The 23,534-nt window shown below is 72.4% G+C and carries 20 protein-coding genes; 10 read left to right on the forward strand and 10 right to left on the reverse strand.

Annotation, left to right across the window (positions count from 1 at the left end):
* Window positions 1-17: 17 nt before the first annotated feature.
* A complete protein-coding gene (locus DI005_RS32525) occupies window positions 18-752 on the reverse strand; it encodes an SDR family NAD(P)-dependent oxidoreductase (RefSeq protein ID WP_113644699.1) in 735 nt (244 codons plus the stop codon).
* A gap of 160 nt (window positions 753-912) precedes the next feature.
* Between DI005_RS32525 and DI005_RS32530 the strand changes: the two genes are divergently transcribed.
* The gene (locus DI005_RS32530; RefSeq protein ID WP_112268728.1) at window positions 913-2,199 is read left to right on the forward strand and encodes an MFS transporter; all 1,287 of its coding nucleotides are present in this window, start codon (window positions 913-915) and stop codon (window positions 2,197-2,199) included.
* Complete coding sequence (locus DI005_RS32535; protein ID WP_113644634.1) at window positions 2,196-3,794, forward strand: AMP-binding protein; 1,599 nt, start codon at window positions 2,196-2,198, stop codon at window positions 3,792-3,794. The genes DI005_RS32530 and DI005_RS32535 overlap by 4 nt, the downstream gene beginning before the upstream one ends.
* A 434-nt stretch (window positions 3,795-4,228) precedes the next feature.
* On the opposite strand, the gene DI005_RS32540 is transcribed toward DI005_RS32535, so the two are convergent.
* The 3 genes from DI005_RS32540 to DI005_RS32550 form a co-directional block, all read right to left on the reverse strand.
* Window positions 4,229-5,014 carry an enoyl-CoA hydratase gene (locus DI005_RS32540; RefSeq protein ID WP_113644635.1) on the reverse strand — a complete coding sequence of 262 codons (786 nt, stop codon included), beginning with the start codon at window positions 5,012-5,014 and terminating at the stop codon, window positions 4,229-4,231.
* 18 nt (window positions 5,015-5,032) lie between these two features.
* Complete coding sequence (locus DI005_RS32545; protein ID WP_113644700.1) at window positions 5,033-6,127, reverse strand: CaiB/BaiF CoA-transferase family protein; 1,095 nt, start codon at window positions 6,125-6,127, stop codon at window positions 5,033-5,035.
* A gap of 107 nt (window positions 6,128-6,234) precedes the next feature.
* Window positions 6,235-7,428, reverse strand: a complete 1,194-nt coding sequence (locus DI005_RS32550; RefSeq protein WP_113644636.1) for a thiolase family protein — start codon at window positions 7,426-7,428, stop codon at window positions 6,235-6,237.
* A 190-nt stretch (window positions 7,429-7,618) separates the two neighbouring features.
* Between DI005_RS32550 and DI005_RS32555 the strand changes: the two genes are divergently transcribed.
* From DI005_RS32555 to DI005_RS32570, 4 genes are all read left to right on the forward strand, one after another.
* The gene (locus DI005_RS32555) at window positions 7,619-8,590 is read left to right on the forward strand and encodes a nitronate monooxygenase family protein (protein ID WP_112268736.1); all 972 of its coding nucleotides are present in this window, start codon (window positions 7,619-7,621) and stop codon (window positions 8,588-8,590) included.
* A 10-nt stretch (window positions 8,591-8,600) separates the two neighbouring features.
* Window positions 8,601-9,362, forward strand: a complete 762-nt coding sequence (locus tag DI005_RS32560; RefSeq protein WP_112268738.1) for a 3-hydroxyacyl-CoA dehydrogenase — start codon at window positions 8,601-8,603, stop codon at window positions 9,360-9,362.
* A 16-nt stretch (window positions 9,363-9,378) separates the two neighbouring features.
* Entirely contained in the window at window positions 9,379-10,347 is a 969-nt protein-coding gene (locus tag DI005_RS32565) for an NADPH:quinone oxidoreductase family protein (RefSeq protein ID WP_113644637.1), read from the forward strand.
* 68 nt (window positions 10,348-10,415) lie between these two features.
* On the forward strand, window positions 10,416-11,114 hold the full coding sequence (locus DI005_RS32570; RefSeq protein ID WP_112268742.1) for a TetR/AcrR family transcriptional regulator: 699 nt from the start codon (window positions 10,416-10,418) through the stop codon (window positions 11,112-11,114).
* Window positions 11,115-11,362: 248 nt separating this feature from the next.
* Here the strand turns inward: DI005_RS32570 and DI005_RS38760 are convergent, their stop codons facing one another.
* On the reverse strand, window positions 11,363-11,521 hold the full coding sequence (locus DI005_RS38760; protein WP_170200549.1) for a hypothetical protein: 159 nt from the start codon (window positions 11,519-11,521) through the stop codon (window positions 11,363-11,365).
* A 53-nt stretch (window positions 11,522-11,574) separates the two neighbouring features.
* Between DI005_RS38760 and DI005_RS32575 the strand changes: the two genes are divergently transcribed.
* Window positions 11,575-12,381: an SDR family oxidoreductase gene (locus DI005_RS32575; protein ID WP_113644638.1), complete on the forward strand. Its 807-nt coding sequence runs from the start codon at window positions 11,575-11,577 to the stop codon at window positions 12,379-12,381.
* 3 nt (window positions 12,382-12,384) lie between these two features.
* Here the strand turns inward: DI005_RS32575 and DI005_RS32580 are convergent, their stop codons facing one another.
* From DI005_RS32580 to DI005_RS32600, 5 genes are all read right to left on the reverse strand, one after another.
* Window positions 12,385-12,789: a YciI family protein gene (locus tag DI005_RS32580; protein WP_112268746.1), complete on the reverse strand. Its 405-nt coding sequence runs from the start codon at window positions 12,787-12,789 to the stop codon at window positions 12,385-12,387.
* Between the two features lie 41 nt (window positions 12,790-12,830).
* On the reverse strand, window positions 12,831-14,003 hold the full coding sequence (locus DI005_RS32585; protein WP_113644639.1) for an acyl-CoA dehydrogenase family protein: 1,173 nt from the start codon (window positions 14,001-14,003) through the stop codon (window positions 12,831-12,833).
* A 2-nt stretch (window positions 14,004-14,005) separates the two neighbouring features.
* Window positions 14,006-14,965, reverse strand: a complete 960-nt coding sequence (locus DI005_RS32590; protein ID WP_233520398.1) for a MaoC family dehydratase N-terminal domain-containing protein — start codon at window positions 14,963-14,965, stop codon at window positions 14,006-14,008.
* A complete protein-coding gene (locus DI005_RS32595; RefSeq protein WP_233520404.1) occupies window positions 14,862-15,152 on the reverse strand; it encodes a hypothetical protein in 291 nt (96 codons plus the stop codon). Before DI005_RS32595 ends, DI005_RS32590 begins: the two co-directional genes overlap by 104 nt.
* Window positions 15,153-15,294: 142 nt before the next feature.
* The gene (locus tag DI005_RS32600; protein ID WP_170200550.1) at window positions 15,295-16,752 is read right to left on the reverse strand and encodes an aldehyde dehydrogenase family protein; all 1,458 of its coding nucleotides are present in this window, start codon (window positions 16,750-16,752) and stop codon (window positions 15,295-15,297) included.
* Between the two features lie 173 nt (window positions 16,753-16,925).
* Between DI005_RS32600 and DI005_RS32605 the strand changes: the two genes are divergently transcribed.
* The 3 genes from DI005_RS32605 to DI005_RS32615 all read left to right on the forward strand — a co-directional run bounded on the left by DI005_RS32605 (window position 16,926) and on the right by DI005_RS32615 (window position 23,528).
* Window positions 16,926-17,096 carry a hypothetical protein gene (locus DI005_RS32605; RefSeq protein WP_233520399.1) on the forward strand — a complete coding sequence of 57 codons (171 nt, stop codon included), beginning with the start codon at window positions 16,926-16,928 and terminating at the stop codon, window positions 17,094-17,096.
* 2 nt (window positions 17,097-17,098) lie between these two features.
* A complete protein-coding gene (locus DI005_RS32610) occupies window positions 17,099-17,839 on the forward strand; it encodes a GntR family transcriptional regulator (RefSeq protein ID WP_228713928.1) in 741 nt (246 codons plus the stop codon).
* Between the two features lie 190 nt (window positions 17,840-18,029).
* Window positions 18,030-23,528: a carboxyl transferase domain-containing protein gene (locus DI005_RS32615; protein ID WP_113644643.1), complete on the forward strand. Its 5,499-nt coding sequence runs from the start codon at window positions 18,030-18,032 to the stop codon at window positions 23,526-23,528.
* Window positions 23,529-23,534: the final 6 nt, after the last annotated feature.

The following is a 23,534-nucleotide window of genomic DNA, read 5'->3' on the forward strand; positions in this document are numbered from 1 at the left end:
CTCCTTTCCGGGGAGACTCAGATGGACCAGCCGCCGTCGGCGGTGAGCACCGATCCCGTGCAGTAGGTGGCGTCCTCGCTGAGGAACACGGCGGCGCGGGCGATCTCGGGCACGGTGCCGAACCGGCCGAGCACGGTGGCGCGCTCGATGCCGTCGCGGGCCTTGGCGGAGACCTCCGCCGTCATGTCGGTGTCGACGAATCCGGGCGCGAGGACGTTGACCCGCAGGCCGTCGCGCCCGGTCTCCTTCGCCAGCGACCTGGCGAAGCCGATGAGCGCCGCCTTCGCGCTGGCGTAGGCGGTGTCGCCGGCGTGGCCGATCACGCCGATCACCGACGAGACGATCACGATGCTCGGATCGTCGCTCGCCCGCAGGGCGGGCAGCGCGGCGCGGGCGAGCGCGGCTACGCCGCCGATGTTCAGCTCGACGACCCGCCACCACTCGAGCGGGTCCATCGTGGACAGTTTCCCACCGTTCCAGGTACCGGCGTTGAGGATCAGCGCGTCGAGCGCGCCCCAGTGTTCGAGGACGGTGTCGACGACGGTGGTCGCCGTGCCGGCGTCGGCGAGATCGTAGTGGACGGGCAGGACGCGTTCTGGGGCGTCGGCGCGCAGCTTCTCGGCGGCCTCGCGGTTGGCGCGGTAGCCGCACGCGACCCGCCGTCCCCGCGCGACCAGCTCACTGGTGATTCCGGCGCCGATGCCCCGGGACCCTCCGGTGACGAGCACCGTGCGGTCAGCGGTTTCGTTCATAAAGGCACTGTACCGATCGTTCCAAGGATATGCATCTGTGCTCTGTATCTCCCGATCAATCGGCTTGGACCGATCGGTACACGAAAGGTTGATTGGCTGCGTTTCACGTGTTAAAACGGGGGCCAGCGCACCTCGCCACCGCTGTCGTTGGGAGAGCCTCGTGGACACACAACGCACTACCGCGCCACCGCGCGTACACCCCGCCAAGGTCGCGTTCGCCAGCTTCATCGGCACGGCCATCGAGTGGTACGACTTCTTCCTCTTCGGCACGGCGGCGACGCTCGTGTTCAACGAGCAGTTCTTCCCCACACTGAGCCCGGCGGCGGGCACGCTCGCCGCGTTCGCGACCTTCGGCGTCGCGTTCCTCGCGCGTCCGCTCGGTGGAGTCGTGTTCGGCCACTTCGGTGACCGCCTGGGCCGCAAGAGAATGCTCGTCCTGTCGCTGATGCTGATGGGCGCCGCCACCGTCGCGATCGGACTGTTACCCACCTACGCCCAGATCGGGCTCGCGGCGCCCGCGCTGCTCGTGGTCTGCCGCTTCGTCCAGGGCATCGCGGTCGGCGGTGAATGGGGCGGCGCGGTGCTCATGGCCGTCGAGCACGCGCCACCCCGGCGCCGGGCGTTCTACGGCAGCTGGCCACAGGCCGGGGTGCCCGCCGGACTCGTGCTGTCGGCCTCGGCGTTCTTCGCGATCGAGCAACTGCCCGACGAGCAGGTGACGGCGTGGGCGTGGCGGCTGCCGTTCCTCGCGAGCATCCTGCTGGTGCTGCTCGGCCTGTACGTGCGCCTGCAGGTGATCGAGTCGCCGGACTTCGAGCGGGTGCGCCAGTCGCGCTCGGCGTTTCCGCTCGGGGAGGTGCTGCGCACGAGCCGCAAGTCGCTGCTGATCGGGCTTTGCACCCAGGCGGCCGCGAACATCCCCTTCTACATCGTGACCGTGTTCGTGCTGTCCTACGGCCCCTCGGAGCTCGGCGTCTCCCGCGACACCATTCTCCTGTGCCTCATGGCGGCGTGCGTGCTCGACATCGGGTCGGTGCCGTTGGTCGCGACGTTCGCCGACCGCGTGGGCAGGCGCACGGTGCTGCTGGCCGGCGCGGTCTACATGGCGGCGATCGCGTTCCCGTTCTTCTGGCTGTTCGACACGGCGTCGCCGTGGCTCATCCTCGTCGGGATGATTCTCGTGGTCACGGTCGGCCACGCCGTCACCTACGCGGCGATCGCCGGGTTCCTGGCCGAGCTGTTCCCCGCGCGGGTGCGCTACACGGGAGCGTCGGTGGCCTACCAGGCCGGCGGGATGGTCACCAGCGGGCCGGCGCCGTTCGTCGCGGGAGCCCTGTTCGGTGTCGCCGGCGGCTCCTGGGTGCTGGCCGTCTACATCGTCGTCGCGTGCGCCGTCACCTTCGGCGCGCTGCTCGCCGCCGACCGAGACTCCGGGAGTGACCGGTGACCGGGAGCGTCTGGGACGAGATCGAGGCCGGCCTGTCCACCGCGCCGGACCGGCTCAACACCGCGCAGGAGGCGTGCGGGCGGTACACCGGACAGCGGGGCAGACTGGCGCTGGTGGTCCGGCACGCCGACGGGTCGGGAGAGCGCTGGACGTACCGGGAGCTGTACCGGGCCGCGTCGAGGGCCGCGCGGGCGTTCGCGCGGGCGGGGCTGCGGCAGGGCGACCGCGTCGCGGGCCTGTTGTCGCGGCAGGTGGAGAGCCTCGTCGTCGCGCTGGCGGCGTGGCGCAGTGGGCTCGTGTACGTGCCGCTGTTCTGCGGCTTCGGCACCGACGCGCTGGCATTCCGCCTGCGGTCCTCGCGGGCCGGGCTGATCGTGTGCGACCACCGATGGCGGGACGTGCTCGACGCGGCACTGTCCACGATGGACGGTGATCCCGGGGTGATGGTGGTGACCGGGCCGAGGGGCACGGGCGTGCGGCGCGGCGACTACAGCTTCTGGGCCGAGGTCGAGCGCAGCGCGCCCGACGGCCCCGAGTCGCCCACCTCGGCGACCGACCCGGCCACGCTGCTGTTCACGAGCGGCACCACCGGCGATCCGAAGTCGTGCGTCATGCCGCACGGGGCGCTGCTGTCGGTGTTGCCGTTCGCGCGGCACTCGCTCGGTGCGGGACCCGGTGACCTCCTCTTCACCACGGCCGATCCGGGTTGGGCCTACGGGCTCTACTCGACCGGGGTGGCGCCGATGGCTCTCGGGGCGCCGAGGGTGGTCTACAGCGGTGACTACGACGCGGCGGCCTGGCTGCGGGTGATGAGAGAGGAGGGCGTCACATGCGTGGCGGCGGCGCCGAGCGCGTACCGCAAGCTGCTGCCCGCGCTGCGGCGGTACGGCGTGCCGGGTGAGCTGTCCGCCGCCGCGGCGGCGGGCGAGCCGCTCGACGCCGACACGGCGTCGCGGTGGACCGGGGGTGGCGCGCCGCCGATCCGCGACGGCTACGGGCTCAGCGAGGTCGGCATGGTGCTCGCCGACCTCGCGGACGGTGCCAAACCCGAGCCCGGCACGCTCGGTGGCCCGATCCCCGGCTTCGCCGTGCGCCTGGTGGACCGCGACGGCGAGCCGGTGGCGGAGGGGGAGAGCGGGCTGATCGCCGTGGAGCGGCCGAGGTACCAGCTCAGCACGGGGTACGAGAACCGGCCAGAGGCGTGGGAGGCGCGCTGGCACGGGGACCTGTTCGTGACGGAGGACCGCGCCCGGACGCGACCCGATGGCAGGTGGGTCTTCCTGGGGCGGGAGGACGACATGATCGTCACGTCCGGGTACAACGTGAGCCCGGTGGACGTGGAACGCGTGCTCAACGAGCTTCCTGGCGTTGCCGAGGCGGCGGCCGTGGCCGCGCCCGGTCCGGGCGGCGGGACGGTGGTGCGCGCGGTCGTCGTGAGGGCTCCGTCGGCGCCGCCCTCGGCGGAGCTGGAGCAGCGGCTCCGCGCGGAGGTCACCTCCCGCATCGGTGCCCACGCCTCACCCCGCGTGATCGATTACGCGGACGCCCTACCGCGCAACGAGGTCGGCAAGCTCCAGCGCGCCCGGCTCCGCTGACGTCCGCCGCCGCGCCGGTCCGCGAGTCCCCCGTTCCTGCCCGCGAGTCCCCCGTTCGGGCCTGCGAGTTGCCCGTTCGGGCCTGCGAGTTGCTCGTTCGGGCCCGCGAGTTGCTCGTTCGGGCCTGCGAGTCCCCCGTTCGGGCCTGCGAGTTGCCCGTTCGGGCCCGCGAGTTGCTCGTTCGGGCCTGCGAGTTGCCCGCTTGGGACCCGCGAGTTGTGCCGTCTGGAGCGGGCTACTCGCCATCCCGTGGGGGACTCGCGGACCGGAGCGGGGGACTCGCGCGCCGGAGTGGGGGACTCGCGGACCGGAGTGGGGGACTCGCGCGCCGGAGTGGGGGACTCGCGGACCGGAACGCGGAACTCGGCGTCGCGAGTGCAGAACTCGGCGTCGGGAGTGGGGGACTCGCGGACCGGGGTGCACGACTCGCGGGGTTACGTGCCGGAGAACTTCGGCTTGCGCTTGGCGCGGAAAGCGGCGACGCCCTCGGCGAAGTCGTTGGTGTGGAACAGCAATCCCTGGCCCTCGCGTTCGGCTTCCAGGGCCTGGGGGAGCCGGTCGAGCACGGTGGCGTTGAAGGCGTGCTTCGTGTGCGCGTAGGCCGCCGTCGGCCCCTGGGCCAGCTGCGTGGTGAGGCGTTGCACCTCGGCGTCGAACTCCTCATCCGGCACCGCGAACGCGATCAGGCCCCATTCCACGGCCTGCGCGGCGGGGATCCGCTCCGCGAGCATCGCCATCCGGGTCGCGCGCGCCCGCCCGATCGCCGCGGGCAGCAGCGCCGTGGCGCCGCCGTCCGGCATCAGGCCTGCGTTCGCGAACGCCAGCAGGAAGTACGCCGACTCTCGCGCCACCACGAGGTCCGCGGCCAGCGCGAAGGAGCAGCCGACCCCGGCCGCGGGCCCGTTCACCGCCGCCAGCACCGGCTTCGGGGCGCGGCGTAGCGCCGTGGTGAGGCGGTTGGCGGCGTCGATCGTCTCCGGCCCCGGCAGGGCGCCGGGGCCCACGTCGTCGGTGCCCCGTCCGGCGAGGTCGGCGCCCGCGCTGAACGCCCGCCCCGCGCCGGTCAGCACGATCACCCGCACGCCGGAGTCCCTCGCCGCGCCCTCCACGGCCTCGGCGGCGCGGGTCAGCATGTCCGCCGTGAACGCGTTGAGGTTCTCCGGCCGGTTGAAGGTGATCCGCAGGACAGCGTCGGTCTGCTCGACGAGAACGTCGGTCATGGCTCCCTTTCCACAGTGTCACGCCTGCCAGTCGCGCAGCACGGCGTCGTTGTCCGTGCCGGGTTTCGGTGGCGGGGCAGGCTGGTCCGGCACCGTGCGCGAGAACCGCGGCGCGGGTTTCGGCTGCACGATGCCGTCGATCTCGGTGAGCGTCCCGCGCGCGGCGAGGTGCGGGTGGCCGGCGACCTCGTCGAAGGTGAGCACGGGGGTGACGCACGCGTCGGTGTCGGCGAACACCTCCGCCCATTCGTCCCGTGTCCGGCTGGAGAAGAGCTGCGTGAACCGCGCGCGCAGCACCGGCCAGCCGGACCGGTCCATCTGCTCGGGCAGCTCGGCGGGGTCGAGGCCGAGCCCCTCCAGCAGCGCCGCGTAGAACTGCTTCTCGAGTGCGCCGACCGCGATGTACCGGCCGTCGGCGCACACGTACGTGTCGTAGAACGGCGCCGTGCCGTCGAGCAGGTTGCTCGCCCGCTCGTCGCTCCAGACGCCGATGCCGCGCATCGCCCACACCATCTGCGACAGCACGCTCGCGCCGTCGACCATCGCGGCGTCCACCACCTGGCCCTCGCCCGAGCGTTCCCGTTCCCACAGCGCCGAGAGCACGCCGGTGAGCAGGAACATCGACCCGCCGCCGAAGTCGCCGACCAGATTCAGCGGCGGCACCGGCGGCTCGTCGTGCCGTCCGATCGTGTGGAGGATGCCGGTGAGGCTGATGTAGTTGATGTCGTGCCCGGCCCGCTGCGCCAGCGGCCCGTCCTGACCCCAGCCCGTCATGCGGCCGTAGACGAGGCGCGGGTTCACGGCGTGGCAGTCGGCGGGGCCGATGCCGAGCCGCTCGGCCACCCCCGGACGAAAGCCCTCGATGAGCACGTCGGCCTTCGCGGCCAGCCGCAGCACGAGCCCGCGCCCCTCGTCGGTCTTGAGGTCCGCGGCCACCGAGCGGCGGCCCCGCATCAGGTGGTCCGGCTTGCCGCCCGCGAGGTCGAGCGAGCCCGACGGCCGCTCGACGCGCACCACGTCCGCGCCGAGATCCGCGAGGACCATCGCCGCGTGCGGGGCGGGCCCGATGCCCGCCATCTCGACGACCTTCAGCCCGCTCAGCGGTCCAGCCACGATGTCCTCCACCTCGCTCGGTTCCTGCGCGTCGTGCCACCGTAGAGGGTTCGCACCCGGGAGGTCGACGAAGGCGCATGCCGCCGCCGGGGGGAACCGGGCGGGCGCTACAGGCGTTCGATGATCGTGGCGTTGGCCATGCCGCCGCCCTCGCACATGGTCTGCAGCCCGTACCGGCCGCCGCTCGCCTCGAGCTGGCCGACGAGGGTGCCGAGCAGCCGCGTGCCCGACGCGCCGAGCGGGTGGCCGAGCGCGATCGCGCCGCCGCGCGGGTTGAGCTTCTCCGGGTCGGCGTTGAGCTCGTGCTGCCACACGAGCGGCACCGGGGCGAACGCCTCGTTCACCTCGTAGGCGTCGATGTCGTCGAGGGACAGCCCCGACCGGGCGAGGATCTTCTGCGTGGCCGGCACGACTCCGGTGAGCATCAGCAACGGGTCGCTGCCGGTGACGGCGAAGCTGTGGAACCGCGCCCTGGGCGTCAGGCCGAGCGCGTTCGCCTTCTCCTCGCTCATGATCAGCGCCGCGGACGCGCCGTCGGTGAGCGGCGACGAGTTGCCCGGCGTGATGCGCCACTGGATCTCCGGGAAGCGCTCGGCGAGCCGCTCGTCGTAGAACGACGGCTTGAGGCCGGACAGTCCCTCGACGGTGGTGTTCGCCCGCACGGTCTCGTCGGTGCCGACCGTGTGCTCGGTGCCGTTCTCGCCGGGGACCGTGATGGGCAGGATCTCCCGGTCGAACCCGCCCGCCGCCGCGGTGGCGGCCGCGCGGGCGTGTGAGCGCGCGGAGAACTCGTCCAGCGTGGCGCGGTCGAGTTTCCAGCGGCCCGCGATGATCTCGGCGGAGATGCCCTGGCCCACGAGCCCGTCGGGGTAGCGCGCGGCGACGGCCGGGCCGAACGGGTCCTTGCCCGCGACCGGGGAGCCCATCGGCACCCGGCTCATCGACTCGACACCGCAGGCGATGACGACGTCGTAGGCGCCCGCGATCACGCCCTGCGCGGCGAAGTGGGCGGACTGCTGGCTCGACCCGCACTGCCGGTCGACGGTCGTGGCGGGCACCGACTCCGGGAAGCCCGCGCCCAGCACGGCGTTGCGGGTGATGTTGACGGCCTGCTCGCCGGCCTGTCCGACGCAGCCGCCGATGACGTCGTCCACGAGCGCCGGGTCGAGGTCGTTGCGGTCGAGCAGTCCGCGCAGCACGCGTGAGAGCAGATCGGCAGGGTGCACACCGGACAGTTGACCGCCGGGTTTGCCCTTGCCGGAGGGAGTGCGAACGACATCGACGATTACCGCGGTGGTCATGGCATCCTTTCCCGGCGTCTCCTCTGGCGCCTGCGACGCATTAACGATCGATAGCTAAAACCCCTGTTGTCAAGGCTGAGATCGCCCCCTGGCACCCGGGCGAGACGTACATCACGCGGACAATATCTATCGTTCGTTAAGTGGCTAGTCTGCTGCTCGGACCCGAGTCGGCGGGAGGGAGCCGCGAGCGATGCTGCGAACCAGGTTCTGCGAGGTGTTCGGGGTCGAGCACCCGATCGTGCAAGGCGGCATGCAATGGGTCGGCAGGGCGGAACTGGTGTCGGCGGTCGCGAACGCGGGCGCGCTGGGCTTTCTCACCGCGCTGACCCAGCCGACGCCCGAGGATCTCGCCAAGGAGATCGCGCGCTGCCGGGAGCTGACCGACAGGCCGTTCGGCGTGAACCTGACGATCCTGCCGTCTATCAACCCGCCGCCGTACGCCGAGTACCGCGACGTGATCGTGGAGTCCGGCGTGCCCGTGGTGGAGACGGCGGGGTTCAACCCGGCCGAGCACCTGCCCGCGTTCCAGGGCGCCGGGGTCAAGGTGCTGCACAAGTGCACGAGCGTCCGGCACGCCGTCAAGGCGCAGGAACTGGGCGTGGACGGCATCTCCATCGACGGTTTCGAGTGCGCGGGTCACCCCGGTGAGGACGACATCCCCGGGCTGGTCCTCATCCCCGCGGCGGCCGACAAGATCACCATCCCGATGATCGCCTCCGGCGGCTTCGGTGACGCCCGCGGGCTCGTCGCGGCGCTGGCGCTTGGCGCCGACGGCATCAACATGGGCACACGGTTCGTCGCCACGCAGGAGGCGCAGGTCCACGACAACGTCAAGCGGCGCATGGTCGAGGCGACCGAGCGCGACACCGAGCTGATCTTCCGGCCGCTGCGCAACACCGCCCGCGTGGCGCGCAACGCCGTCAGCCAGGAGGTGGTGAAGATCCTCGACGCCGGCGGGAAGTTCGAGGACGTCCGCGACCTCGTGGCTGGCGTGCGCGGGCGCCAGGTGCTGGAGACCGGGGACCTCGACCTGGGAATCTGGACGGCGGGACTGGTGCAGGGCATCATCCGCGACATCCCGGCCGTCGCCGAGCTGGTGACGCGGATCGTCACCGAGGCACGGGAACTCATCTCCGGCCGCCTGGCCGGCGTGCTGAACTGAAAGGGGTCACATGGACATCAACGGTGCCGTCGCTGTGGTGACGGGAGGCGCCTCGGGTCTCGGCCTGGCGACGGTGAAGGAGCTGCACGGCAAGGGCGCCAAGGTGCTCATCCTCGACCTGCCGTCCTCGGACGGCGAGTCGGTGGCCAAGGAACTGGGCGACGGAGCCGTGTTCGCGGCCGGGGACGTCACCAGCGAGTCCGACGTCGCCGCGGCGCTGGACACGGCGCAGGGGCTCGGCGCGCTGCGGATCGCGGTCAACTGCGCGGGCATCGGCAGCGCGATCAAGACCGTGGGCAAGAAGGGCGCGTTCCCGCTCGCGGACTTCACCAAGGTCATCAACGTCAACCTCGTCGGCACGTTCAACGTGATCCGGCTGGCCGCGGAGCGGATGTCCCAGGTGGACCCGGTCGGCGAGGAGCGGGGCGTCATCGTCAACACCGCGTCGGTCGCCGCGTTCGAGGGACAGGTCGGCCAGGCCGCCTACTCCGCGTCGAAGGGCGGCATCGTGGGCATGACACTGCCCATCGCGCGCGACCTCGCGAGCCTGCGGGTCCGGGTGGTCACCATCGCGCCCGGCCTGTTCCACACGCCGCTGTTCGACTCGCTGCCCGAGGACGCCATCGCCTCGCTCGGCGCGCAGGTGCCGCACCCGTCGCGGCTCGGCGACCCCGGGGAGTACGCCGCGCTGGCGCGGCACATCGTGGAGAACCCCATGCTCAACGGCGAGACCATCCGCCTGGATGGCGCCATCCGCATGGCCCCGCGCTGAGGAAGGGGCGAGGCTGGTGCGCGCGCAGCAGGTGACCGAACTGACCGGGCCGTCCGGCCTGCGTCTCGCCGAGACCGCCGAACCCGGCGGGCGTGACGGAGCGGTCGTCGTGGACATCGCCGCCGCGGGGGTCGCGTTCCCGGATCTGTTGCAGGCCAAGGGTTTGTACCAGGTCCGGCGGGAGCCGCCGTTCGTGCCCGGCATGGAGGGTGCCGGGACGGTCCGCAGTGCGCCCGAGGGCAGCGGCTTCGAGCCCGGCCAGCGGGTCGTGGTCGTCGAGATGGGCGGCACCTGGCAGGAGGTGGTGGCCGCCGACCCCGGCAACGTGCTGCCGCTGCCGGACGGCGTGCCCTTCGAGCTGGCCGCGGGAATGCCCCTGAACTACCTCACGGTGTGGTTCGCGCTGCGCCGCAGGGCCCGCGCCCAGGCGGGGGAGACCGTGCTCGTGCACGGCGCCGCGGGCGGGGTCGGCGTGGCGGCGCTCGACATCTGCCGGGCGCTGGGCATGCCGACCATCGCCGTGGTCAGCGACGACCGCAAGGCCGCCGTCGCCGAGCAGGCAGGGGCGGAGCGCGTGGTGCTCGTCGACGGCTGGCGCGAGTCGGTGCGAGAGCACACCGCGGGCCGGGGCGTGGACGTGGTCGTCGACCCGGTGGGCGGCGACCGGTTCACCGACAGCCTGCGCAGCCTCGCACCCGAGGGCAGGGTGGTGGTGCTCGGCTTCACCGGCGGCGAGATCCCGACCGTCAAGGTCAACCGGCTGCTGCTCGGCAACACGGCCGTGGTGGGCGCCGCGTGGGGGGAGTTCCTCAGGCAGAACCCGGGTTGTCTGCGCGAGCAGTGGGACGAGCTGGCCCCGCTGCTGGCCGGGGGCGGGCTCACGCCGCTGTGGCCCGCGGTGCGCCCGCTCGAGGAGGCCGCGGACGCGCTGCGCGAGCTGGAGTACCGTTCCGCGACGGGCAAGCTGGTGCTGCGGCTGCGCTGAGCACCTGCCGCGGCGGGGCGCGTGTGTATCGTTCACGATGTCGCTGAGAGACGCTCGATGGGTGGGAGATGGCACGACGGAATGGCGCCGCGGCCGTGAAGCGGACCGAGCCCGCGAACGCCGCAGGCGCCGACTGGCGGCACTTCGAGCCGCTGGAGCTGACGCCCATCCTCGCCGCGGCGCTGGAAGCCTTCTACGAGCACGGCTTCCACGGCACCACCGTGCGCGACATCGCCCGCAGGGTGGGCCAGACCGTGCCGTCGCTGTACTACCACCACGAGAACAAGGAAGGCGTCTTCGCGACCCTGCTCGAGATGGGCACCGGCGACGTGGCGTGGCGTGCCGAGGCGGCGGCGGCCGAGGCGGGGGAGCGCGCCGACCTGCGGTTCGCCTACGTGGTCGAGGCCGTGGTGCTCTACATGACCCATCGGGTGCGGCTCGCGGCGCTCGACCCGGAGCTGCGCCACCTCTCCCCGCCGAAGCGCAAGCGCTACGCGGCGCGGCGCAAGGAGGTGGAGAACCTCATGGCCGGCATCGTCGAGGACGGCGTGCGGCAGGGCGTGTTCACGGCCGAGCTGCCCGCCGAGACCGCCCGAGCCGTGCTCGGGATGTGCCAGTCGATCGGCCGCTGGTACCAGCCCAGCGGCCCGCTCGCCCCCGAGGAGCTGGCGGGCCGCTACGTCGACATCGCCCTGATGGCCGTCGGCGTGCGCAAACGCCCGCAGCCCAAGGGGTCGCAGGGCCGCCGGGCCAGGGTGCGCGCGTAACGGCTCAGCGCCGGGGCGCGGATTCGCCGGGACCGGGCTGGTGAACCCACGAAGTGGCGTGACCAGCTGTTGTGGGCGGGCCAGGCCCGCGAGCCAGCCCGCGAGTCCCCCGCTCCAGCCCGAGAGTCCCCCGCTCCGGACCGCGAGTTGCCCGCTCCGGACCGCGAGTTGCCCATTCGGGACGGCGCAAGGCACCCCAGGGCAGGTGTAGGCGGCCCTGTTCGCGCCGCGGCCCGCGCGCCGGGTGGTCACTCGGGACCGGGGTCCTCCCGGGTGCTGTCGACCTGGTCGGAGTCCTCGGCCTCCACCCCGAACCCGGGCGCGGGCTCCGGCCCGCCGCGGCCGGGATCGGCGGCGGCGATGTCGTCGTCCGGGTCGGGATGCGCTTCGAAAGGCGTGGTCGTCATACCGGGCGGGTACCCGGAGACGAGGAGCGCACCCCTAATCAGGAAGGCAACGCATGACCGAGTCGACAGCCAGGCCGCTCGCCGTGGTCACCGGAGCCTCGACCGGCATCGGCCGCGAGTTCGCCCGGTGCCTGGCCGAGGACGGCCACGACCTGCTGCTGGCCGCCGAGAACACCGAACTCGCGGACGCCGCGCGGGAGGTCGGCTCGCAGTCGTCGGCCGTCGAAACCGTGCGCGCGGACCTCGCCACCGCTGACGGCGTGGAGGAGCTGGCCCGGCGCGTACGCGCGAAGGGGCGCCCGGTCGACGTGCTTGCGATCAACGCGGGCGTCGGCGTGAGCGGGGCGTTCGCGGAGGCGGAGACGTCGCTCGAGGACCAGCTGCGCGTGGTGGACCTCAACGTCCGTTCCGCCGTGCACTTCGCGAAGCTGCTGGTGCCGGACATGGCCGCGCGCGGCAGGGGCCGGATCCTGTTCACGTCGTCGGTCGCGGCGACCACGCCCGGCCCGTTCCAGGCCGTCTACGGCGCGTCGAAGGCGTTCCTGCAGTCCTTCTCGCAGGCCCTTCGCGAGGAGCTGAAGGAGACCGGGGTGACCGTCACGGCCGTGCTGCCGGGGCCCACCGCGACCGAGTTCTTCGCCCGCGCCCGCATGCTCGACACCAAGATCGGCGCCGGGCCGAAGGACGACGCGGGCGAGGTGGCCCGCCAGGCCTACGCGGCGCTGAAGGCCGGCCGCGACTCCGTGGTCGCCGGGTCCCTCCGGAACCGCGTGCAGGCCGCGGTCGCGCGCTTCACCCCCGAGCGGTTCCTCGCCGCCGCCCACCGCCGCATGGCCGAGCCGGGCACCGCCCGCCGCTGACGCTCACGCGCCGGGACCGGACGCCCCGGGGCCGAACTCCGGCACCGGGCGCACCTCGATCGGCGTCCGGATCGGCCTGCCACCGGGTCCGGGCGCCGCCGAGGCCTTCGCCGCGATCTCGATCGCGCGCTCATCGGAGGGCACGTCGACGAGCCAGTACCCGGCGAGGAACTCCTTGGACTCGGCGAACGGGCCGTCGGTCACCACGGGCTCCCCTCCGTCGGAGGTGACGATCCTGGCGGCCTCCGGGCCGGAGAGGCCCTGCCCGTCCAGCAGCTCTCCGGAGGCGGTCAGCTCCCGGAAGAGGGCCTGCTGGAAGGCGATGTGGGCCTTGATCTCCTCCGGCCGCCACGTCTCCATCGGTGGCACGCCCTCGACCCTGTAGTGCATCAGCAGCAGGTACTTCATCGCGGGCTCCTCACCGTCGTGGTCCCCGCCATGCTCTCGGGTCAGAGGCCGCCGCGGGCCACGAGCTGGGACACGATCACGTTGCGCTGGATCTCGTTGGTGCCCTCGCCGACGATCATCAGCGGCGCGTCGCGGAAGTAGCGCTCGACGTCGAACTCCGTGGAGTAGCCGTAGCCGCCGTGCACGCGGACCGCGTTGAGCGCCACCTCCATCGCGACCTCGGAACAGAACAGCTTCGCCATGCCCGCCTCGAGGTCAGAGCGCTCGCCCGAGTCGTACCGCGTGGCGGCATGCAGCAGCAGCCTGCGGGCCGCGGTGAGCTTGGTGCCCATGTCGGCGAGGTAGTTGCCCACCGACTCGTGCTTCCAGATCGGCTTGCCGAAGGCCTCCCGCTCCTGGGCGTAGCGCAGCGCGTCGTCGAAGGCGGCCCTGGCGACGCCGGTCGCGCGCGCCGCCACCTGGATCCGGCCGATCTCCAGCCCGCGCATCATCTGCCCGAACCCGGCGCCCTCGACGCCGCCGAGCAGCGCGTCGGCGGGCACCCGGCAGTCGGTGAAGGACAGCTCGCAGCTCTCAACGCCCTTGTAGCCCAGCTTGGGCAGGTCCCGCGACACCTCGAAGCCGGGCCCCTTCTCCACCAGCAGGACGCTCATGCCCTTGTGCGCGGGTGTGGCGGACGGGTCCGTCTTGCACAGCAGCGCGACCAGGCCCGAGTGGCGGGCGTTGGAGATCCACGTCTTGGACCCGTTGATCACATAGCCTCCCCCGCCGGGGGTGCCCCCACGGTCGTCGCGGACGGCCACCGTGCGCATGGCCTGCAGGTCCGAGCCGCCGCCCGGCTCGGTGAGCGCCATCGTGGCCCGCAGCTCGCCGGTCGCCATGCGCGGCAGGTACTTCCGCTTCTGCTCCTCGGTGCCGTAGTCGAGCAGCAGCTTCGACACCACGGTGTGCCCGCCCATGGCCCCGGCGAGGCTCATCCAGCCGCGGGCGAGCTCCTCGGTGACCAGCGCGTAGCACGGCGTGGACACGCGCACGTCGCCGTAGGGCTCCGGGATCGCCAGCCCGTAGATGCCCAGCCGCTTCATCTGCTCGATGAGCTTCTCCGGGTAGGTGTTCTCGTGCTCCAGCTCCCTGACGACGGGGCGGACCTCGCGGTCGACGAAGTCGCGCACCGTCTCGACGATCGCCCGCTCGTCGGCGTCCAGCTCATCCATGTTCAGTCCTCCGATCCGGCGAAACGTACCTGTGCTGTGGCATGCCGCGGCTCCGCGGCACTGGCGACGGCCAGCTCCGCGCCGTCGTCCTCCGGCCGTCCCGTGACCACGATCCGGTCGCCGGCGAACACGGGCCGCCGCAGCCGGAAGCTCACCGACCCGACCCGGCGATCGGTGTTGCGCCGCACCAACTCCAGCATCAGCAGCACCAGCAGCGGGCCGTGCACCACGAGCCCGGGGTAGCCTTCCACCCCGGTGGCGTAGGGGACGTCGTAGTGGATGCGGTGCGCGTTGGCGGTCAGCGCGCTGAACCGGAACAGCGCCGCCGGGTCGGTCACGGGCACGATCCGCCACGGCGCCCCGTCCTCCGGCGGTGGTTCTGTGGTCGTGGTGAACGAGCGCCGTGCGTCGTCGCCGCTGCGGTAGACGTAGTCCAGCTCCTCGGTGACCCGCGCCTCGCCGTCCTGCCGGTACTCGGAGCGCACCGTCACGAACGCCATCTCTCCGGTGCGGCCCTCCTTCACGCCGCAGTTGTCCAGTGTGGACACTCGCTCGACGTGGGCTCCCGTCTCCAGCGGGCGCGCGATGGTGAGCCTGCCGCCCGCGAACATGCGCCGCCGGTCCGGGATGGGCGGCAGGAAGTGGCCGGAAAGGGGGTGCCCGTCCTCGCCGAGGTCGCTCTGCGGCGGCCACTCCAGCAGGTGCAGCCAGTGCCACAGCGGGGGCAGGTCGTCACCCGCCCTCGCGGCGACGGGCTGGTCGAGCACGGCCGACAGCGCGGCGACCGGCCCCGCGTCGACGACGCCGGTCTCCGTGCGCGGCTCCGGCCGCCAGTCCCGCAGGTGAGTCTCCAGGGAGTCAGTCATGGGGTTCTCCGATAGTGGGTGGATCTTCAGTGTCCCGTCGTCGTAGCCGGCCACGTCGGCGAAGCTCCGGTCCCCGGCGAACGCGCCGACGCTCATGCGCGCGTGCGCCTCGGTGCCGTCGGCCCACCGTCCACTGGGGACACTCGTGACGCCCTTCACCGCCCTGCAGGCGGTACCAGCGCGCGCGGCACGCGGCCGCCCAGTCGCCGGTCTCGGCGATCGCGCCGGACGCCTCGTGGCCCAGCACGAGCGGGAACTTCGGCGTGAGCGTTCCGTTGATCATGGAAAGGCCGGAGTGGCACACGCCCGCCGCGGCGATGCGCTCCCGCACGTCGCCGTGGCCGGGCGCGGGTGGTTCGAGGTCGGCCACCCTGGCGGTTCCCCGGGTACGTCGACGATGACGGCTCTGACCACGAGGGGCCTCCCTAGAGCTGGATGGACTTGACTTCGAGGTACTCGTCGAGGCCCTGCCGTCCCATCTCCCTGCCGACGCCGGACTGCTTGTACCCGCCGAACGGGGCGAGCGGGTTGTACGCGCCGCCGTTGACGTCGATCTGGCCCGTGCGCACCTGGCGCGCGAAGGCGAGCGCGCGGTCGCTGTCGGCCGACCACACCGCGCCGTGGAGGCCGTAGCGGGAGTTGTTGGCGATGCGCAGCGCGTCGTCGGTGTCGCGGAACGGGATCACCGAGAGCACCGGGCCGAAGATCTCCTCCTGCGCGATGGTCGAGTCGGGGTCGACGTCGGCGAACACCGTGGGGGAGACGTAGTAGCCGCGCTCGAACCCGGCCGGGGTGTCCGCGCCGCCGGTGACCAGGCGGGCGCCTTCTTCGACGCCCTTGGCGATGAAGCCGCGTACCCGTTCGCGCTGCGCGGCCGACACCAGCGGGCCGAGCTTGGTCTTCGGGTCCAGCGGGTCGCCGGGGGCGAACCCGGCGGCGAACTCCCCGGCCAGTTCGGCGGCCTCGGCGTGGCGGTCGGCGGGCACCAGCAGGCGAGTCCACGCCGTGCAGGTCTGGCCGCCGTTGAGGAACGCGTTGGCGACGCCGACCTTGACCGCGGTCCTGAGGTCGGCGTCGTCGAGCACGACGTTGGCCGACTTGCCGCCGAGTTCCAGGGTGACCTTCTTGATCGTGCGCGCTCCCAGCTCGGCGACGCGCGAGCCGGCCCGCACCGAACCGGTGAACGACACGTGGTCCACCTCGGGATGCGTGGCGAGGGCCTCGCCGACGACGGGACCGCGCCCGTGCACGAGGTTCACCACCCCGGCCGGCAGGCCGGCCTCGTGGATCGCGTCGAACAGCGCGACGGCCGCCAGCGGGGCCACCTCGCTTGGCTTGATCACCACGGTGCAGCCCGCGGCCAGCGCGGGGGCGAGCTTGCAGGTGATCTGGTGCAGCGGGTAGTTCCACGGCGTGATCGCGGCGACCACGCCGATCGGCTCCTTCACCACGAGGGTGTTGCCGATCTTCTCCTCGGGCTCCTCCCGCGTGAGCAGGTCGACGTAGCTCGAGATGTCGGTCAGCGGGAGGGAGGCCTGGATGCGCGAGGCGATGCGCATGGGGGTGCCGACGTCGGTGGCGATGAGCTCGGCGATCTCGTCGACGCGCTTGGCAAGACCGTCGTGCAGCTTCCGCAGGTACTCCGCCCGCTCGGCCCTGGGCGTGGCCGCCCAGCCGGGGAAGGCGCGCCGGGCCGCGCGGACCGCCCTGTCGACGTGCTCGGCGGTGCAGTCGGGCACCTCGCCGATCGTCTCCTCGGTGGCGGGGTTCTCCACGGCGATCGCCGCGCTACCCGCGGCGACCCACTCACCGTCGAGGTAGAGGTCGCTTCGATGACTCACTGGATCTCCTTCGATCGCGGTACGTCGCCATCTTGACTGCATTCTATAGAATGTGCAAGATGAGCCGGTCACTGTCAGCCACATCACGAGATGGCCCGCCCGGTTCCGGTGGCGGTGGCCCGCGGGCACATCCACGGTGTCCATGCGAAAGGGAGATACGTGACCAGGTCAAGTCCCGGCGACAAGTTGGCGGGAGCGGACCAGGAGCGCCTCGCGTGCGGCCGAGGCCTGAACGGCTCGCGGACGCGATCGCCGCGCACGAGGGCGTGTTCGAGAAGGCGCCCCTGACGTACAAGGAGCTGGCACGGCGTTCGGCTCCGTCGGGCGACGCCAACCAGGGGGCGGCAGAGGCCGGTCAGGCCAGGAAGGCGCCCTCTAGAATATAGAAATGGCGCGACTCGCGGGTGACGGGATGATGGACGGACACGGCGGGCGGCCCGCCACGGCCGGTACTGCTCCGGCGCGGCGCGCCAGCTTCGGCGGCAAGCAGCAGCTGAGCGAGCGAGTCGCCGCCTATGTCCGCGAGGGCATCATGGTCGGGCAGTTCCCCGCCGGGGAGTTCGTGCGCACCGAGCACCTCGCCGAGGAGCTGGGCGTGAGCCAGACGCCCGTGCGCGAGGCGTTGATGATCCTGCACAGCGAGGGGTCGGTGCGCTGGGAGCCCCGGCGGGGGTACCGCGTCGTGCCGATCACCAGCCGCGACGTGCGGGATCTCTTCGACGTACAGGCCTACATCGCGGGCGAACTGGCCGGCCGCGCGGCCACGCGCCTCGACGAGGCGGAGCTGGACCGGCTCGACGAGATCCAGAGTCGTCTCGCCGAGTCCGAGCGGGCAGGCGACACCGAGCTCGTCGACAGCCTCAACCACGAGATCCACCGCACCATCAACAAGGTCTCCGGCTCCCTGCGGATGGCCTCGCTGCTGAACCTGACGGTGAGCTACGTGCCGCTGCGCTTCTTCGGCAAGATCGAGGGGTGGGCGTCGGCGTCGGCGCACGACCACTCGGCGATCTTCGCGGCGCTGCGTGCCCGCGACGCCGAGGCCGCGCGCACGGCGATGGCGGAGCACATCCGGCACATCGGCGAGCTGCTCGTCGACCACCTCGCGAGGCAGGGCATCCTCAGCTGAGCGCCGGTTAGCGCAGGCGGTGCGGGGGCCCCTTTGGCGACACCCTACAAAGCCGGGGCGCGGGGCGTGGTTGAGTCCGATCATTTGCCGACCCGCCGGTAACCGGAAGAGTACGAGGCAAGGTGCAGGCGACGGCCGCGAACCGGTCGTCGCCTTTCGTGTTGCTCGTGAGTTGTGAGGTTTGCCGGTTTTGTTCACTCGCATCGCCATCGTGAATCGGGGAGAGGCCGCGATGCGGCTGATCCATGCCGTCCGGGAGCGCAACGCCGAAGGCGGGCCGCGGATGGAGACCGTCGCCTTCTACACCGACGCCGACCGCACCGCGACCTTCGTGCGGGAGGCCGACCACGCCTACCTGCTCGGCCCCGCCTCGGCGCGCCCGTACCTCGACCTCGCCGTGCTGGAACGCGCCCTGGTCGAGACGAGGGCCGACGCCGCGTGGGTCGGCTGGGGCTTCGTGGCCGAGGACCCGGCGTTCGCGGAGCTGTGCGAGCGGCTCGGCGTGACCTTCGTCGGGCCGAGCGCGGAGGCGATGCGCAAGCTCGGCGACAAGATCGGCGCGAAGCTCATCGCGGAGGAGGTCGGCGTCCCGGTGGCGCCGTGGAGCCGCGGCGCGGTCGAGAACCTCGACGCCGCGCTGCTGGCCGCCAAGGAGATCGGCTACCCGCTGATGCTCAAGGCGACCGCGGGCGGCGGGGGCCGGGGCATCCGCGTCATCACCTCCGACGAGGAGCTTGCCGACGCCTACGAGCGCACCAGCCAGGAGGCCGCCCGCGCCTTCGGCAGCGGCGTCGTGTTCCTGGAGCGGCTGGTCACCGGCGCGCGGCACGTCGAGGTGCAGGTGATCGCCGACGGTCAGGGCACCGCGTGGGCGCTCGGCGTCCGCGACTGCTCCGTGCAGCGGCGCAACCAGAAGGTGATCGAGGAGTCCGCGTCGCCGCTGCTGAGCGAGGAGCAGACCCGCGAGCTCAAGGCCTCGGCCGAGCGCCTCGCGGTCACGGTCGGCTACCGCGGCGCGGCCACCGTCGAGTTCCTCTACCACCCCGGCCAGAAGATGTTCGCCTTCCTCGAGGTGAACACGCGCCTGCAGGTGGAGCACCCCATCACCGAGGCCACCACCGGCATGGACCTCGTGAAGGCGCAGCTGCACGTCGCCTCGGGCGGCACCCTCACCGGCGAGATCCCGCGCGAGCTCGGCCACGCCGTCGAGGCCAGGCTCAACGCCGAGGACCCAGACCGCGACTTCGCGCCCGCGCCCGGCCGCATCGCGCTGCTCGGCCTGCCCGCTGGCCCCGGCATCCGCGTCGACACCGGTGTCAGCGAGGGCGACACGATCCCCGCCGACTTCGACTCGATGATCGCCAAGATCATCGCCTACGGCCGCACCCGCGACGAGGCGCTGGCCCGCCTGCGCCGCGCCGTCGCCGAGACCACCGTGCTCATCGAGGGCGGCGCTACCAACAAGAGCTTCCTGCTCGACCTGCTCGACCAGCCCGAGGTGATCGACGCCAGCGCCGACACGGGCTGGATCGACCGGGTGCGAGGCGAGGGCCGCCTCGTCTCGTGCCGGCACTCCGGCATCGCGCTCGCCGCGGCCGCGATCGAGGCGTACGAGGACGAGGAACGCACCGAGCTGCAGCGGTTGCTGTCCACCGCGTACGGTGGCCGCCCGCAGGTGCAGCACGAGAGCGGCCGCCCCATCGACCTCAAGCTGCGCGGCGCCGGCTACCGCGTGAGCGTCGCGAGGACCGGCGCCCGCCGGTTCCGCGTCGGCATCGACGGCGGCGCCGAGGTGCGGCCCGTCGACGTCGAGATCGACCGGTTCGACGCGCGCTCGGGCCAGCTCGTGGTGAACGGGCGGCGGTTCCGGTTCGTCACCGGCATCCACGGCCCGATCCACCTCGTCGAGGTGGAGGGCGTCACCCACCGCATCAGCCGCGACGAGGGCGGTGTCGTGCGCTCGCCTGCGCCCGCGCTGGTGGTGGCGACGCCCGTCGAGGTGGGAGCCGAGGTGGAGGCCGGCGCGCCAGTCCTCGTGCTGGAGAGCATGAAGATGGAGACGGTGCTGCGCGCGCCGTTTCGCGCGACGCTCAAGGAGCGGCCCGTCTCCGTGGGCAGCCAGGTCGAGACCGGCGCGGCGCTCCTGCGCCTCGAGCCCGTGGCCGACGCCGACGACGAGGCCGCCGGGGAGAGCGCGCCCGGCGCGGACCTCGAGCTGCCACCGGAGCCACGCGATGTCACCGCGCGGCAGCGCGTCGAGCGTGGTCTGGACGACCTGCGCAGTCTGCTGCTCGGCTACGACGTCGACCCGCACGACCAGGGCCGCGTGCTGTCGGACTACCTCGCGGCCCGCGCGGAGCTGGCGGCTTCGGGCGAGCGGCCCGTCGGCGGAGAGGTGGAGCTGCTGCGCGTCTTCGCGGACCTCTCCGAGCTCACCCGCAACCGGCCCGCCGGTGAGGAGGACCGCGCCGACACCCGCGTGCACAGCGCCCGCGAGTTCTTCCACACCTACCTGCAGAGCCTCGACGTCGAGCGCGCCGGGCTCTCCGAGACGTTCCAGAACCGGCTCTCGCGCGTGCTCGCCTACTACGGCGTCACTGACCTGGAGCGCACGCCGCAGCTGGAGGACGCCGTCTTCCGGATCTTCCTCGCGCAGCAGCGAGCCGCCGCCGACGTGGTGGTGGTGACCACGCTGCTGCAGCAGTGGCTCACCGAGCCCGCGCCGGGCAACTCCGTGCGCGAGGCGGTGGGCCAGGTGCTGGAGCACCTCATCGTCGCCACCCAGCTGCGCTTCCCCGTGGTCGGCGACCTCGCGCGGAGCCTGGTGTTCCGCTGGTTCGCCCAGCCCATGCTGCGCCGCAACCGCGCGGAGATCTACACCCGTGTCCGGGCCCACCTGCGCTACCTCGACGCTCACCCCGCCGCGCCCGACCGCGAGGAGCGCATCGCGGAGATGGTCGCGAGCCCCGAGCCGCTGGTGCGGATGCTGGGGCAGCGGATCGGAAGGCCGGGCACGGACCTCGCGCCGCTGCTGGAGGTGCTGAGCCGCCGCTACTACCACAGCAGGAACCTGCAGGACGTGCGCAACCTGCGGGTGGCGGGCCGCTCGTGCGTCGCCGCGGAGTACGACCTCGACGGCAGCAGGCTGCGGCTCGTGGCCACCGCCGCGGACTTCGCCGAGCTGACCGACGCGCTGCGCGCGGTCGCCGAGGTGGCCGGAGGCGCCGAGGCGCCGGCCGCCCTCGTGGCCGACGTCTACCTCACCTGGGCCGATCAGCCCGAGGACGTCGACGCGATGTCGGCGCGGCTGCGTGAGGTGCTCGCGGCGGTGCCGCTGCCGGGTCAGGTCCGGCGGATCACCACGAGCGTCGCCGGGCGCAGCGGGGCCGCCATGCACCACCACTTCACGTTCCGGCCGTCCGCGGCGGGGCTGACGGAGGAGCGGCTCATCCGGGGACTGCACCCGCTCATCGCGCAGCGGCTGCAGCTCAAGCGCTGGCAGAACTTCGACCTCACCCGGCTGCCCTCGGCGGACGAGGAGGTCCACCTGTTCCGGTGCGTCGCCCCGCAGAACCAGTCCGACGAGCGGCTCGTCGCCATGGCGCAGGTGCGCGACCTGACGCCGCTTCGCGACTCGGAGGGCCGCATCCTCGCCCTGCCCGCCGTGGAGGGCACGCTCGACGCGTGCCTCGACGCGATCCGGAACGTGCAGGCGCGGCGGCCGGCGAAGAAGCGGTTCGACACCAACCGGGTGCTGCTCTATGTGTGGCCGCCGAGCGAGCTGACGATGGACGAGCTCAAGGCCATCGCCCGGCGCGTCCTGCCGACCACGGCGGGCGCGGGCCTCGAGGAGGTGCTCTTCCTCGGCAGGCAACGCGCCCCGGAGTCGGGCGAGCTGACCGACATCGCGGTGCGGATCTCCTACCACGTCGGCTCCGGCGTGCGCGTGCGTGTCACCGACCCGCCGACGGAGCTCATCCAGCCGCTCGACGACTACGGCCAGAAGGTGCTGCGCGCGCGGCGCCGCGACACGGTGTACCCCTACGAGCTCACCGACATGCTCGCCGGGCCGGAGGGCACGTTCACCGAGCACGACCTCGACGACAAGGGCGAGCTCGTGCCCGTCGACCGGCCGAAGGGACGGAACAAGGCCGGGATCGTGGCCGGGGTGGTGACCACGCCGACGGCGCGGCACCCCGAGGGCGTCACGCGGGTCGTGCTGCTCGGCGACCCGACCAAGGCGCTCGGCGCGCTGTCCGAGCCCGAGTGCGCGCGGGTGATCGGCGCGCTCGACCTCGCCGAGCGGATGCGGGTGCCGGTCGAGTGGTTCGCCCTGTCGGCCGGCGCGCGGATCGCGATGAACTCCGGCACCGAGAACATGGACTGGGTCGCGGCGGCGCTCAAGCGCATCGTCCACTTCACCCAGGACGGCGGCGAGATCAACATCGTGGTGGCCGGGATCAACGTCGGCGCGCAGCCGTACTGGAACGCCGAGGCCACGATGCTCATGCACACCAAGGGAATCCTGGTGATGACGCCGGACTCCGCGATGGTGCTGACCGGCAAGCAGTCGCTGGACTTCTCGGGCGGCGTCTCGGCCGAGGACAACTTCGGCATCGGCGGTTACGACCGCGTGATGGGCCCCAACGGCCAGGCGCAGTACTGGGCGGCCGACCTCGCCGGGGCGCGGGACGTGCTGATGTCGCACTACGACCACACCTACGTGGTGCCGGGCGAGGGCGGTCCGCGCCGGGCCCCGACCTCCGACCCGGTCGACCGGGACGTGTCGGACTTCCCGCACAACGTGGTCGGCAGCGACTTCACGACCGTTGGCGAGATCTTCTCCCGCGAGGCCAACCCGGACCGCAAGAAGGCGTTCGACATCCGGACCGTGATGCGCGCCGTGGCCGACCAGGACCACCCTGTGCTGGAGCGCTGGGCCGGCATGGCTGACGCGGAGACCGCGGTGGTGCAGGACGTGCATCTGGGTGGATATCCGGTGTGCCTGCTCGGGATCGAGTCGAGGTCGGTGCCGAGGCGCGGGTTCCCGCCGACCGACGGCCCGGACACCTACACCGCGGGCACGCTGTTCCCGCGTTCGTCGAAGAAGGCGGCGCGCGCGATCAACGCGGCGAGCGGCAACCGGCCGCTCGTGGTGCTGGCGAACCTGTCCGGGTTCGACGGTTCGCCCGAGTCGATGCGCAAGCTGCAGCTGGAGTACGGCGCCGAGATCGGCCGCGCGATCGTCAACTTCGAGGGCCCGATCGTGTTCTGCGTGATCTCGCGGTACCACGGCGGCGCATTCGTGGTGTTCTCCAAGGCGCTCAACCCGTCGATGACGGTGCTGGCCGTCGACGGCTCGTTCGCGTCGGTCATCGGCGGGGCGCCCGCCGCGGCGGTGGTGTTCGCGGGCGACGTCAACGCGCGCACGGCGGCGGACGAGCGCGTGCGGGAGCTCGAGGCCCGGATCGCCGAGGCGAGTGGAGGGGAGCGCGCGGAGCTGAGCACGCGGCTCGCCGACGTGCGCGCGGCGGTGCGCGCGGAGAAGCTGGGCGAGGTCGCCGCCGAGTTCGACGGCGTGCACAGCATCCGGCGGGCCGTCGAGGTCGGTTCGGTGGACGCCGTGATCCGGCCGCAGGACCTGCGCCCGGAGATCATCGCGGCCATTGAGCGGGGCCGCACGGCATGATGGGGG

This window comes from Prauserella sp. PE36, from assembly GCF_003311655.1.
Classification (GTDB): domain Bacteria; phylum Actinomycetota; class Actinomycetes; order Mycobacteriales; family Pseudonocardiaceae; genus Prauserella_A; species Prauserella_A endophytica.